This is a genomic window from Lentibacillus halophilus (assembly GCF_055395055.1).
In genome coordinates this window covers 1,778,678-1,793,149 of the sequence record NZ_AP043750.1, presented here as the reverse complement: position 1 = coordinate 1,793,149, position 14,472 = coordinate 1,778,678, and the positions used below count along the sequence as shown (strand labels likewise).

The following is a 14,472-nucleotide window of genomic DNA, read 5'->3' as shown; positions in this document are numbered from 1 at the left end:
TTGTTAACTTTTTATGACTGATTGACCGCTTCAGAACTCAGTACTTGTTCTATCATATGGACCGCCGTATCTATTTCTTTATAACTCACAATCAATGGCGGCAACAACCGAATAACGTTCGGACCGGCACTTAAAACGAGCAAACCTTCTTCCATCAGCGAACCAACCATTCCTGATACATCCTGATGGCATTCAATTCCAATCATCAACCCTTTGCCGCGAACGGACGAAACAACCGGCAGTTTTCCGATGGATTCCGCCAGTTGATTGAGAAAATACGTCCCTTTTTCCGCGACTGTTTGTAAAAACTCATCCTGAAAAACATGGTTTAAAACAGCATTTGCTGCCGCCATGGCAAGCGGATTACCACCAAACGTTGCTGCGTGGCTGCCGGGACCAAATACATTTTTCAGCGATTGCCCAGCAATCATAGCACCCACCGGAATACCATTGCCAAGTGCTTTGGCGGATGTAATAATGTCCGGGGAAATCCCGTAATGCTGATGAGCAAAAGCTTTGCCAGTTCGACCAATGCCTGTCTGCACTTCATCAATTATCAACAATACGTTATGTTCACGGCAAATGCGTTCGACTTCCTTCACAAATTCACCATCAGCGACGTTAAGGCCGCCTTCGCCCTGGATCACTTCCATCATAACGGCAGCAGTCTCATGATCCACGGCTTCTTTTACTGCATCGATATCATTAAACGGGACGTAATGGAACCCTTCAGGCATCGGACCAAAACCGGTATGGATTTTTTCCTGCCCCGTTGCCGCCATAGCACCATAAGTTCGCCCGTGAAACGACTTCTCAAATGAAATGATTTTATGATTTCCAGTCGCTTTACGGGCAAGTTTAATTGCCGATTCATTCGCCTCTGTGCCACTATTGCAGAAAAACACCTGATCACCTGAACTATGGCGTGTCAGCTTATTTGCCACACTTTCCTGTATGGGGTTGTGATATAGATTTGATACATGCCAATATTGGTTCAATTGATTCTCTAAAGCCTCTTGAACATCCGGATGGCGATGACCGAGACCACAGACCCCAATGCCCGCACCAAAATCTATGTACGTTTTCCCGTTAGTGTCTTCCACAGTCATGCCAGACGTGCGTTTCACCGATAAATCAAACCGTTTATACGTTGGAAAAAGTGTCGTCAACTACTGCAACCTCCCCTGAATGCTTTACGATTTTGTATGAACATCCGTATGAATAATCGTTATACATTTTGCCATTTTATCCTATTATAAAATGCATGATCATAATGTCAAGCGCCTATTTATCAGGCATGATCGGGGAGGTTCATACGCGACGACCCGATACATTGATGAAGATCGAGTCACATTTATGATATTTGCGATTGAAGCGACTCCATCACCTCTTGCACTTCTTCTTCGCCTGCTGCTTCCCACCTGCTTTTATCGCTAATATTCCCATCCTTATCAACAGGTTTTTGAAACTGATTAAATCCGGTGGTGGACAAAAGCGAGTTTTCATCCCAGTCAAGGCCGGTATTCACGACATGTTTGATGACATATGGTGTACGAAATTGCAGGTAGGCATCCGATTTGTCCAGTTCTCCTTCCAATACACTGAAAGGGACACGGACATAAATCGTCTCACCGTCTTCCCGGCATAAAACCATATCAAACTTGCCACGGTCATATTCCCAGTTCCCACATAATGTATAGCCATTGGATCGGAATATTTTAAAAACGTCGCCGAAATAAGCTTTTCTTCCTTCAAGTTCTGTTTCCAACTTTAACATTCCGTTGTCACTCCCTGTTTTTAGATGTCTCACACATTAGTTTTCACCAAAACAGGAATAACATACGCCAATTTTTAACATAAGTTAACAACTTTGGAATAATAGCTGTTGTGACAATCGTGGTACTTGCCCTCACCTTCATTTACGTTACTGTAAATTCTGTTCTACTGTAACCTTCTTTTGTTTTCACAACGTCCAATCGTGCCGGAAACCATGTCTTCAAATCCTGTACATGGGAAATGACACCAATCATGCGGCCGGATTTTTGCAAGTCGATTAATGTCTCGATTGCTTTGTTTAGCGATTCTTCATCCAGTGACCCGAATCCTTCATCAATAAACATTGTATCAATCCGGATATTGCCCTGAAAGCTCTGAATCACATCGGACATGCCTAACGCAAGGCACAGAGACGCATTGAATTTTTCTCCACCGGAAAGGGTTTTGACATCTCTCGTCTGACCGGTATATGCGTCATGAACATCAAGGGCCAAGCCACTCTGTTTGCCGTGTGATTCCTGCCGGTCGCTTCGCATCAAATAAAATTGGCCATTGGACAAATCTTTCAATCGTGCATTGGCTGCTTCGATAATCCGTTCAAGGTATTCCATTTGCAAATAACGCTCAAAGGAAATCTTTTGATCATTCTGTCCCCGGAGCATATCATGCAAATCAGCTATTCGTTCGAGGTCTTTTTCACTTGCGGCAAGTTTTTCTTGCGTTTCTAAAATATTCATTCGTAAATCGGCTGCATCTTGTGCATATTGCTTGGACCGATTCAATTGTTTCAATGCGGCTTCGTAAGCTTGCTTCCATTGATCAAGCTCCGTTTGTATCACGGTCAAATCTGTCTTTGTATAGTCTTTCAATTGTTCATGCAATTCGGCAACCGCTTGCTCAAGAGCAGCACGTTTTTCATTAAATTGCTGGATGTCTTTTTTCTGCCTATCCCGCTCAGATGCGGTCATTTTCGCTTGTTGATACACTTCTTCGGAATCAAAATGCGCATTTCCAAGCGCTTCTTGAAACAACGCCTCTGCTTTTTTCCGTTTTTCGTTGGCATCCTCCAGTTGTTTTTGCATGTTTGTCAGGTTAGCTGTTGCCTTCGTCTGTTCATTTTGAGCCTCTTGAAATTGTTTCTGTGCCTGTTCCCATGCTTGTTCAAGCTGTGCTTTATAGTCGGACGTTTCTTTAATGTGCCGTTCCAATTCAGACAGGACACGCACTTCTTCCGGAATCTTGCTTATGCGTTCATTATAGACGGCCTTGACTTTTTCATAGGTTGCTTGGTTGTCGTGATAGGTTTTGTCCAGTTTTTCTTTATCTGTTTCCAGTTGTTTAATGTCTTCAGCCGCTTTCGCTTGCGTTTCTTTCGCTTTGGCCAGTTTTTCCCGTTTCTTTTTCAATGTGTCCACTTCATCATTTAACTGTTTTCCCTTTTCTGATAAGTCATCCTTCAAGGCTTTCGCATCGGCGGTTTGTATTTGAAGTTCGTGAAGCTCAGCTTGTACCTCTTCCAGTTGTGATGCATTTGACTTTTGATTCGCCACCGCATCCCTGTAAAGGCGATCGTTTTCATCCATGGTTTTTTTCATAGCATCCAGTTGTTCTTTAGTCACACCACTCGTATCATTGATTGCCATATCCGGATGGTCTTTACTACCACAAACCGGACAAGGACACCCATCATCCAAATGGGCTGCCAAAACACTTGCTTGATCATTCATCCAACGTTGTTCGGCCTTTTCGTACAATCGTTTTTTATCATGAAAAGCCTGTTCCTTTGTACGGAGATCCTGCTGGAGACGACTTTGCTTTTCCTGCAGATCCAGATACCTCATCAGCACTTTAACCTGCTCGCGCATGTGGTTCAAAGTTTCTTGCTTTTCAGGCAACTGACTGACAGACTCATCCATCTTAGTAATATTTTGATGCAAGGAATCCGCTTCTTCTCGCTTTTCTTGCAATGCTTTTTTCTGTTTTTCCAGGTCTGCTGCTGTTTCTGTGGTCTGTTTTTGCAGTTGCTCCATTTCTTGTTTTCGTTCATCGATAGCTTGAACATCTGGAAGAAATCCCTGCAATTGGTCGAGTTTCTTGCTGGTTTCTTCACGTTTCTGTTGGTTCTGTTCTTCCTGTTGAAAAACCGATCGGGCATGATCCAACTTCGTATTCGCCTGTTTGTTTGCCGCTACAGCATGGCGATAGGCCTTCTCTTTTTCTTGTTCCTCACGGCGCTGGTCTTCGGTCTGTTTTTCATAAGGTTCTATTCCAGCGGCACGTTCAGCCGCTTCCAGTTGCTCCTTTTTTTCCGTATACGCCGGAACTTGTTCATGAAGTCCCCGCAGCTGCTTTTGCTTCTGCTCAAGTTCCTGGAAACGATTATTCACTGCTTTAGCTTGGTGGAATTCCGTCTGTTTTTCAGCGTGTTTATGATAAGCTTTTTCGTATTGTTGCTGATCCGTTGTCACTTGGTCCTGATAAAACTGTCTTTCCTTATCAAGACCGTCCATAACCTGATTCGCATTATAGTAATCTTGCGCCAATACATAAAACAGTGTTGACTCCTCCCGCTCTGGCAATGTTGCGGGTATTGTTTGAATATAATGGTCGTGCATTTGTTTCTCTTGTGTGACCTGCTCATGGATATGATCCTTTTTTCGCTTTAACAGATCATTTAAATACTTGTACGGCTCCGTCTTGAAAATCCGACGTAAAATCGCTTCTTTATTTTCCGTTTCCGAAGTCAATAATTTCCGAAATTCGCCTTGTGGAAGCATGACAATCTGTTTGAACTGATCCTGAGTCAGGCCAAGCAAAGCTTCGATCTGTCTATTAATCTCAGAAACCACTTGTCGATCAACACATGGAACTTCCTTGTCGGCCATTTGTTCATAAAACTCATAACGCTCACCGGTTTTCGTCTTGTTACCTTGTTTGACGTGACCCAGCTGACGAAGAATACGGTAAGTACGTCCTTTCAGGTCAAACATCAATTCGACGGACGTATGTGTGTCGTCGTCTGCAAAATCACTGCGCAACATCCGGTGATCTTCCCGGTCAGACCCACTGGCACTGCCGTACAAAGCAAAACATATCCCATCAAATATCGTCGTTTTGCCTGCACCTGTATTACCGGATATGACAAACAGGTTGCATGCATCAAGTTCGGCAAAGTCAATCGTTTCTGTCCGTTTATACGGTCCGAATGCGGTCAATGTCAATTTACGTGGTTTCAATGAACGCTTCCTCCTTTCTTCCAGCCCTTATGGTGATACAAATGTCTTCTGTTTCTCGGAGGTATCCGATTTCTCTTCTTCTTTCAACATTGTTTCCAGAACATCCCGGAAAATAGCTTCCGTTTCCTCCGTAGCTTCGGACCCCTTCACTTCCTTGTAGAACGATTTAAATAGGTCAAGGTCACTCATATTGGTGCGGTCCTTTTTTGTCTCACTGTTGTCTGCACGGGGACCGGTAATAACATGTTTTCGCTCTACATGCATGGCGTTCGGATAAACGGAGCGAATCCGCTCCATTGGTGATAACACGGGCCCCGCATCGAGCAAATGAACAAAAACATAATCATCACTGACCGGATGCCTTAAGAGGTTCTCCATCGTCGCCTCCACTGTCCGTATATCTCTTGCCGGTATTAGCGTGCGCCTTTCGACGGACACGTTTCCATCGGCATCCATGTCCACGATATGGAAGCCTTTATGATGATGTTCTTCCGATATAGAATATTTCATAATTGAACCGGAATATCGAATGGTTTCATTTTCGACATAGTGTGTCTGATGCAGATGTCCCAATGCTGTATAATGGAAACGATTGAAATATTGAGCGTTGACGTATTCCGCACCTCCGATTGAAAGCGGGCGCTCTGAATCACTTGTATTCTGTTTTTCTTCCCCAGATGGTGTTACAAAAGCATGTCCAACATAAACATGCCGGCTGTTTGGATCCATTTGTCTGTGAATCGTTTCTATAATTCTTTCAGCAGCGTCATTGTGCGTTCGGATGTTTTCATCGCCCAATTCATTGCGAATGACACTCGGATCGCCATACGGGACAAGATGAAAATGGACCGGTCCGTGTTCGTCATAAAGGACAACCGGCTGCCTATTTTTCTTGAAATGGCCGGCAACATGGAACCCATTTTCCTTCATGATACTGCTCCCGAAATTCAGACGGCCCGGGCTGTCGTGATTCCCCGCTATGGCAAGGACAGGCGTTTTCAGATCAAGCACGATTCGATCCAGCGCTTCATCAAGCAAGTGCACGGCTTCCGTGGGCGGCACTGCTCGATCATACAGATCCCCTGCAATAATAATGGCATCCGGTTTTTCCTGTTCAACCGCCTGGATAAATTGTTCCAGCACGTACCTCTGATCCTCAGTCATGTATACGCCCTGCACTAGCTTGCCCAAATGCCAGTCCGCTGTATGGAATAGTTTCATAGCGAATGCTCCTTTCCCGTTACATAAATTATCTCTATCATCATTATAATATATTTGACGTTTAAACGTTGATCATTTAATAAAACCACGTTTCAGCAGCTATCAGTCTGTTGTAGAGAGGACTGGATAAGGAATGTATTCATATAATCGTCGAAGAGCATAACTCTGGTGCCATATATGAGAGGAAGAATGCTTGTCCATAGATCGCCTAGCGTAAGTACAGATATTGCAATAAGATGCAGGCCTTTTACCATGAAACAATAATTATACGCGGATAAAAAAGTGCTGATGCCCATGACAGAAACAGTCCGTATGCCGCGACCCGGTGTGATTGCCTTGGCTGAAGACGATTGCATACCGGAATGAAGGCGTATTACGTTTACCCGAAATTTACAATCTGTATGGTGTCATCAGCAAATTAGCCTGGCAAGTCAGGAACCACTACGAACCCGATGATTGGTTGGGGATTTCCTTCGTGCTTGTAACCTCGGTGCCTTCAAGCGCTTGGGATGCCAGATGGTCCGCTTCTTTATTCTTTTTTCGGGATACAAGGTTAAATTCCGGAGTAATTCCCATACGACTGATTAAATCATCAATTCGGTCAGCCCATTTAGATAACTCCGATTTATAACAGGCCCATTCCCCTTTTAATTGTTGAATGACAACGAGCGAATCACCCGTAATCGTAACCGGTAAATGATGGACATCCATATATTCCAATTCCTGAAGGGCGAGATGGCATGCTGCATATTCTGCCTCATTATTGGATGCTAACTCGTCCACATGAGCATTTTTACGGAGTCGGTACGATTTTTCATTTTGTTTATAATAAATTGCACATCCCAGTCCGGATGTTTGTGTCTTCCAATCAAAACTACCATCGAAGGTAACGGTGATTTGATGCGGCTCTGTCTCAATTTCCTCCAATTGCTTGGATAGTTCTTTCACATTCCATCTATTTTCAAAATCATCCATGAACTGGATCGTGCTGATTCGTCCCGTTTTCCTCAGATCTTCTGCCAGTAACAATGCCTTTTCAGCACGCATCTCTTCCGATGTAAATTCTGTTTGATTCCCTTTGGGGGTCTGATATGTTATTTCGATTCGCACATTCACACTATAACCGCCCTTATGTATTTTCGGGAAGGGAGGGGATAATCCATCCCTTCCTTGTTTTTATTGCCGCTTTTTCGTTTTTTTATTGTGCTGACGTTCGTTTTCCGTCAATGGCTCATTGGCAAATTCATGGTCAAATTCGTTCGACAATTCTTTTCTAACCGCTTGTTCATCACTGATGCCTGTGTCATTTTTTCGTCTTTTGCCCATTAAAAACACCTCCGCACGCAATAGTCTGGCCCAGCCGAATGGTTTCTATGTATGGCCTCACAAAAACCATTCAGCCGGAAAACAGGCAACAGAATCGTTAATGGGATGATTGTTTTGTTTTCATTTCATACTCATACAAAATTTCCTTTATTTTTTCCACGTGTTCTGACTGCATTTCATTTGTCCAATGTGCTATTCTCTGTCCATTTGAACACATTGCTATGCCTCCATTTTCCCCTTTTGAACTGATCCAATTGACAATATCATATCTTTTTTAAATGTTCTTACTTTCTGCCGGGTGAAACAATAGGCTGTTACCCGATTCCCATGCATACCAAGCACACGGATAACACGGTAGCTTGTTCTATTATCGGTTTTTAAGTAGATCATTTCAAGTTTCATTTTTGTTTGCAATGATCGAAAAAGCAATTGATTCAAAGCAGCCACCCCTTAACAAGAACTTTTGTTCGTATTTTAACATATAACACATGTAAAGGAAACAATTGTTCTCATGTTAGAAATCTTTACGGTGAATCGCAGGATGGAAACGTTCCTCTTCACCTAAGGGTTTCCATTTACATGTTACAATTAGATAAAGATGGTGAGGTTAAGGACGAGATGTATCTTGAAAAAAGCTTTTCGAACATTACCGTCATTTTTGTAATAATGACGATTGCTACTCTTATGTCACTTGTAAGAAACGCTTGCATTATATTACATAAGTAAAGGATTATTTGTTGTGTACTTAAAACCGTTTATCAAGAAAATGATAAAGTGATTCACGCTCGAAAGCCAACTAAAAATCGTGCCGTTTCCTTAAGATGGCACGATTTTTTTCACTTATTTAATTAGCCTCTGATCCCACGTCCAGGATGATTTTTCCAATATTTTTGTTTTCTTTCATATGTTGGTGAGCTTCGTGGATGTCGTCAATCAAAAATGTGTTGTCCAGTACCGGGTGTATACTGCCTTGTTCCAAATAGGGCAGTACTTCCTCAGCAAACTCCCTGCTTAATTCAGCTTTATACGCGTCGCTCCGTGGGGTGAGCATTGTTCCAGTCAGCTGGATACGCTTGGACATAAGGCTCATTAAATTCATGTTTTCAAGCTTGCTCCCTCCCATAACACCGATAAGAACCCAGCGGCCATCCGTTTTGATGCTTGTCAGATTTTTGTCCCAGTAGGATGCACCGATGAAATCAAGAATCAGATCCGCACCTTGATTATCCGTTGCTTCCAGGACGGCTTTGTCAAACGGCTGTTTTTTATAATTGATGGTGACGTCAGCGCCAAGCTCCGAACAAAATTGCAGTTTTCGTTCTGTGCCGGCAGTAACGATTATCTTTGCGCCGGTTAATTGTTTAGCCAGTTGGATAGCAGCCGTTCCCACACCACTGGCACCGGCATGAATAAGAACGGTATCATTCTTTTGCAGCTTGCCAATCCAAAATAGTGTCTGATAAGCCGTCAAAAATACTTCGGGGATGGCTGCACCTTCCTTGAATGATAGCGATTCCGGGATCTTCATCGCACGATCGGCAGGCATTACAGCGTACTCAGCATAACCACCTCGATTTACAAGCCCCATAACTCGGTCTCCGACAGCAAAAGAATGGTCACTGTCCGCTTCAACCACTGTGCCTGCTACCTCTACCCCTGGAATCGGATTTGATCCATAACTCGTATTCGTTTCCTTAATAAGGATATCCGTCCGATTAACAGCGGCCATTTTTACTTTAATCAATAAATCATTTTCATTTGCTTCCGGTCTAGGCTGTTCGTCCATCTCCAGCTTATTCTGACCTTCTGATTGGCTGATAACAATGCTTTTCATTGCTTGTCCTCCTCGGTATTCAATAATAGATGTTTCATTTATACTGACATTATCTCTTGTAACAAGCAATCCGTCCACCATATGTTAGAGGATGCATGAAAAACCACCTCCATCAAATCGACGAAGGTAGTTTTCATGGTAATCATTCAGAAGTTGCCGAATTCATTCTATCCTCATCGTTCACATTTAACTTTTTAGAAGGATCAATAAACAATGTCACGATAATACCCACAAACAAAAGACCAATAGAAGCACTGAAAGGAACTTGCCAATTACCCGTTACATCAATCAAAAACCCAAATAGAAGAGGAGAAACCATTCCCGCAATTCCAAATCCGGTATTCATCATTCCACTGGCTGTACCCGAATAATCCGGTGCAATATCCATTGGCATAGCCCATAGATTAGCGTTACACAATTCCAAAAAGAAGAAGGCAACACTGAGCGAAATGGAAATTAACACTAAATTATGGACAAATAGTGCGGGTAATAAAAAGATAAACGATCCGGCTAATCCCGAGACGACTACTGATTTTCGAGCGAACTTGAGATTATTGGTTTTCTTATAAATCTTATCAGATAACCCACCTCCGAATGTATCACCTATAACGCCCGCAAACAGGATACCGGCAGTAAACAGAGCGGATTTTTCGATATCTATTTGGTATGCTGTATATAAAAAGGAGGGCAACCATGTTAAATAAACCCACAATGACCACCCATAACAAAAGTCAATCAACGTAATAGGTAAAATGCGTTTGCTCAACTTTTTCCAGGGGACAATCTTCTTCTCTGTTTGCCCTTTCGTATCCGTTTGTTGTGGTAATTGTTCTAATTCCTCGTTCGTTATTTTAGGGTGGTTTTTGGGATTATCACGAAAATACCAAAGCCACACGAGTACCCAGATAACACTAACAACACCCATAATTAAAAAGGAGGAACGCCAACCCAGCGAAACGATAATGGCGGCAATCAACGGAGGCGTTATCGCATTACCTAATCGGGAAGATGCGTGGGTAGCCCCCTGAGCGAATGCCCATTTTTCCCTGGGCAGCCACTTAGTCATGGCTTTGGTAGCAGTTGGAAAAGCAGCCCCTTCTCCAACACCAAGTCCCAAACGTGCAAGCATGGCAGACCACATTCCTGAAATAGCACCGGTTAGTGCCGTGGTCCCAGCGACAACTGTTCCTATGACAGACAACATTTTACGCGGGCCTAGTCTATCACCGGCCCATCCGCCGACAATTTGCAAAAAACAATAAGGATACGCAAATGCGGATAAGATGAAACCCATTTGTGATGAGGAAAGATTGAGGTCGTCTTCAATAAATGGTGCAGCCGTTGCGATATTAACGCGATCCACATATGCGATGAAGTACAAGCCACATAGCAGTAATAACACCTTATTACTGATACTTAATTTTCGCCTTCCCATCAAAAACTGCCCCCTGAGGTTAAGTGATTTTTGTTCTCACCTAGGATTGTAAAGCGCTTTCATTTATTCGCATCATTATAGATTTTCATGTCTGAAGGAGCCTTAACGCTCCCCCAGACTAATTATTCTGTTTCACAAAAACGTCTTTTAATAGTTCGCCAACCATGCTAGGCTTTTTGGCTACATATGCCCCAGCCTCATTAAGTGCAGCTATTTTATCTTCTACGGTTCCCTTTCCGGCGGTTATAATAGCGCCGGCATGCCCCATTTTTTTACCTTTTGGCGCCGTCCTTCCCCCAAGAAAGGAAATGACAGGCTTTGTAAAAATGCCATTTTCCATCGCTTCAGCTACCTCTTCTTCCATTGTTCCACCAAGCTCACCAATGATCACGACGGCATCCGTATCAGGGTCATTTTCAAATAATGGCAGTACTTCAGCAAATCGCGTTAATGGCACAGAATCACCACCAATTCCAACCAAAGAAGAAGCACCAAAACCCGCTTTTACCAATTCAGACGTTACTTCATTGGTTAATGAACCGCTTCTCGTCATAATTCCGATCCTTCCCGGTTTATAAACACGGTCGAGCCAATAAGGGAAAAATCCCATCATTGCCTTTCCCATCGAAATAATGCCTGACGTATTCCCACCTATAACCATGGCCCCCGCCATCTGGGCAGATTTTCTCATTTGCAACGTATCGTGCAGAGGAATGCCATCACATAAAACAACAATCTTTTTTATCCCCGCATTCAACGCCTCCAATACTGCGTCCTTGGCAAGTTGTGGAGGAACAAAAAGCAGCGATGCGTCTACATCCATCGTGGCGGTCGCCCGTTTGACCGTATGAAAGACAGGGACATCCCTCACCATCTGCCCCTCTTTTCCTGGTGTCACACCGGCAACGACGTTCGTACCACAGTCCATCATATGCTGCGTCCAAAATCGTCCTTCGTTGCCTGTAATCCCTTGCACTAAAACACGTGTCTGTTCATCTAAAATAATACTCATTGTGTAGGGACACCTCCCGTTAGCTTGATGGCTTTCTTCACGGCTTCTTCTGTATCTGATAGTGGTTCAAGACCAAAGTCTCTTAATATGTCATGGGCCGCTTCTTCTCCTGTTCCTCGTATCGCAGTCACAATAGGGAATTCCGGTTTGTGTTCTTTAATAGCGTCGACCAACCCCTGCGCCATGACATCCGCTCTTGCAATCGTGCCAAATGTAACAACCAACAACACCTTTATTTCATTTTGCATAATAAGCTCCATTGACTTGACGGCTTTGTGATAATTTGGCCCGCCAAATTCCAAATAACTGGCAACACTTCCACCATGATCATTGACCAGGTCATACACAGCATTAGTTAAACCAGCCCCAGCACACATTAAGCCGATGTCTCCTGAAAACTGAAGATATGGAATACCCTCGATTGCAGCAGCATACTGAACATCATCATCAAAATGCTCTCGTGTTAAGGAAAACTGCGGATGCCGGAAAAGGGCATTATCATCAATCGTAATCTTTCCATCACCGGCAACAAAATTTCCTTCTTCGGTCACCATTAAAGGGTTTATTTCCACTAATTCAGCGTCATGTTTCCGATACACATCATATAGATTCAAGAGTAGCTTTGTACCCTGACCAATCATTTTCTTCTCTATTCCTAAATCAAACAAAAATTCGCGTGCTTGATATGGTAACAATCCTTCGTTAACGTTTACATTTGTCTTTATTATTTTCTCAGGCATGGTTCTGGCAACTTCTTCAATATCAATGCCGCCTTCAGCACTCCCCATCATCATGACACTTCCTGTCGATGGGTCTGCCGTCATAGAAACATAGAATTCGTTCGCGATGGCAACAGCCTCTTCAATTAACAGATCAGGTGTATTCTCAGCCCGTTCTATCACGTCAGTTACCTTTTCTTTTGCTTCTTCCTTTTCTTCGGCAACCTTTATGAGTCCTGCTTTCCCTCTTCCACCATGTAATACCTGCGCCTTAATCACGCACGGCAAACCAACTTGACTTATCGCATCATCAAGTTCAGATCTGTTTTTTATTACAGCACGATTCGGAACAGGAATGTTAGCGCCTTCAAATAACGCTTTTGCTTGATGCTCAAATAATTTCATAGTTTCAACTCCTTAGTCACGCCCATATTTTTCCCAGTATGTTCCCCACAATTCTTCCTCCGTCGGTACTACTTCAGGAATAACTTCCGAAACCTTTGTTGTATTGAGAAAATGTTTATAAGATAAATTATCACACGTGTTATTACCTGCCCATGTTCCACCTCCCATGGAAAGTGTAAAGTTCAGGCCATTATCAAAGCTTCCACCATTTCCGGACACCTGCACCTGATTGATCAACAACCTACTCACATCCATTTCCAAGCCAATTCTTTCAACATGTGCTTTATCAGATGTATGAAGTCCGCACGAGTGTCCACGACCATGATAGTTTAAAATATTTTTGGTAATGTCAATGGCATCCGTAAAATCATTGGCTTTATAGACCGTTAAAACAACCGCCAATTTTTCGCCTGAAAACGGATAATCCGCGCCTACACCTGTTTCTTCAACCATAAAAAATGTTGCTTCATTTGCTTCCTTATTTTGCAAGCCGGCAGCTTGAGCAATCACATCCGCATCTTTGGCAACAGTCCTGGAATTCCGCTTTCCATCCGTCCAAATCGCAGCTTGCAGATCGTCTTTTTCCGACTGATTGCAAAGATAACCGCCTTCTTTTTGCAAAGCACGGATCATGTCATCATAAACCGACGCCTCAATAACTACCGAATTATCATTGGAACAGCTGGTAGCGTTATCAAATGTTTTACTTAGAAATATTTTGTGGGCCGCACTTTGAATATCTGCCGTTGCATCAACAATCGATACAACATTTCCTTCGCTGACACAAACATTCGGAGTGCCACTTGTCTGTCCCAACCGCACATTGTTTCTTGAACCGGTGACGGTCAAAAAGTCCGATTGTTTCATCAATCCAATTGTTTTCGCTTTATTTACAGGCTCAGGTAATACTTGAACGAGATCTAGCGGTGCACCTATTTTTTCCAATTCCTGATGAATATACGTCAGAAGCAATTGAGCTGTTGACAGACCTTTGGGTGAAGGTGCAATGATAATAGCATTACGCCCCTTCAAAGCCATCATAGCGATATTTGCTGGGGTAGCACCTGGATTTGTTGACGGTACGACAGCTCCAACAACGCCAACAGGTTTGGCAATTTCCGTAATCCCCGTGGCTTCATCCTGATTAATGATTCCGACCGATTTTTCATCTTTTAAATCGTAAAGCGTTCCCATCGTTTTACGTCTTTTCTTCGTGACTTTATCATCATAGCGACCAAGACCAGTATCCTGAAGAGCAATCTGTGCCAGCTCCTCGGTATTACCGGGTTTATAAATGGCCCACGCTACAGCCTGGACCAGCTCATCAACTTGTTCCTGACTATAATCATATATCTGATCCATTGCTGCCCGTGCCTTGTCAATCATCATTGAAATGGTTGCAGAAGCGGCCTCCTCATCCGTTTGAATCTTTTTATCCATTTGCATGTTTATCCTCCCCTAACATTGTTGTACCTTCCATAAAATGATTTGGATTGTATGAATAAGAG

The 14,472-nt window shown here is 43.2% G+C and carries 12 protein-coding genes; all 12 read right to left on the bottom strand.

Annotated elements, in window-relative coordinates; all coding sequences use genetic code 11:
* Window positions 1–11: 11 nt before the first annotated feature.
* The gene (locus ACZ5Q7_RS08855; protein ID WP_343751108.1) at window positions 12–1,169 is read right to left on the bottom strand and encodes an acetylornithine transaminase; all 1,158 of its coding nucleotides are present in this window, start codon (window positions 1,167–1,169) and stop codon (window positions 12–14) included.
* Window positions 1,170–1,354: 185 nt separating this feature from the next.
* Entirely contained in the window at window positions 1,355–1,777 is a 423-nt protein-coding gene (locus tag ACZ5Q7_RS08850; RefSeq protein ID WP_343751109.1) for a YugN family protein, read from the bottom strand.
* A 142-nt stretch (window positions 1,778–1,919) separates the two neighbouring features.
* Window positions 1,920–5,012, bottom strand: coding sequence for an SMC family ATPase (locus tag ACZ5Q7_RS08845; protein ID WP_343751110.1), 3,093 nt, complete (start codon window positions 5,010–5,012; stop codon window positions 1,920–1,922).
* Between the two features lie 27 nt (window positions 5,013–5,039).
* Window positions 5,040–6,233: an exonuclease SbcCD subunit D gene (locus ACZ5Q7_RS08840; protein ID WP_343751111.1), complete on the bottom strand. Its 1,194-nt coding sequence runs from the start codon at window positions 6,231–6,233 to the stop codon at window positions 5,040–5,042.
* Window positions 6,234–6,674: 441 nt separating this feature from the next.
* Window positions 6,675–7,349, bottom strand: a complete 675-nt coding sequence (locus ACZ5Q7_RS08835) for a reverse transcriptase-like protein (protein ID WP_343751112.1) — start codon at window positions 7,347–7,349, stop codon at window positions 6,675–6,677.
* A 60-nt stretch (window positions 7,350–7,409) separates the two neighbouring features.
* A complete protein-coding gene (gene sspO / locus ACZ5Q7_RS08830; RefSeq protein WP_343751113.1) occupies window positions 7,410–7,559 on the bottom strand; it encodes a small acid-soluble spore protein O in 150 nt (49 codons plus the stop codon).
* Between the two features lie 219 nt (window positions 7,560–7,778).
* Window positions 7,779–7,997 carry a hypothetical protein gene (locus tag ACZ5Q7_RS08825; protein WP_343751114.1) on the bottom strand — a complete coding sequence of 73 codons (219 nt, stop codon included), beginning with the start codon at window positions 7,995–7,997 and terminating at the stop codon, window positions 7,779–7,781.
* 406 nt (window positions 7,998–8,403) lie between these two features.
* Window positions 8,404–9,393 carry an NAD(P)H-quinone oxidoreductase gene (locus tag ACZ5Q7_RS08820; RefSeq protein ID WP_343751115.1) on the bottom strand — a complete coding sequence of 330 codons (990 nt, stop codon included), beginning with the start codon at window positions 9,391–9,393 and terminating at the stop codon, window positions 8,404–8,406.
* A 142-nt stretch (window positions 9,394–9,535) separates the two neighbouring features.
* On the bottom strand, window positions 9,536–10,828 hold the full coding sequence (locus tag ACZ5Q7_RS08815; protein ID WP_343751117.1) for an MFS transporter: 1,293 nt from the start codon (window positions 10,826–10,828) through the stop codon (window positions 9,536–9,538).
* Between the two features lie 118 nt (window positions 10,829–10,946).
* Window positions 10,947–11,840, bottom strand: a complete 894-nt coding sequence (gene sucD / locus ACZ5Q7_RS08810) for a succinate--CoA ligase subunit alpha (protein ID WP_343751118.1) — start codon at window positions 11,838–11,840, stop codon at window positions 10,947–10,949.
* The gene (locus tag ACZ5Q7_RS08805) at window positions 11,837–12,964 is read right to left on the bottom strand and encodes an ATP-grasp domain-containing protein (RefSeq protein WP_343751119.1); all 1,128 of its coding nucleotides are present in this window, start codon (window positions 12,962–12,964) and stop codon (window positions 11,837–11,839) included. The genes sucD and ACZ5Q7_RS08805 overlap by 4 nt, the downstream gene beginning before the upstream one ends.
* 12 nt (window positions 12,965–12,976) lie before the next feature.
* Window positions 12,977–14,410, bottom strand: coding sequence for an acylating sulfoacetaldehyde dehydrogenase (sauS, locus tag ACZ5Q7_RS08800; protein ID WP_343751120.1), 1,434 nt, complete (start codon window positions 14,408–14,410; stop codon window positions 12,977–12,979).
* Window positions 14,411–14,472 lie beyond the last annotated feature (62 nt).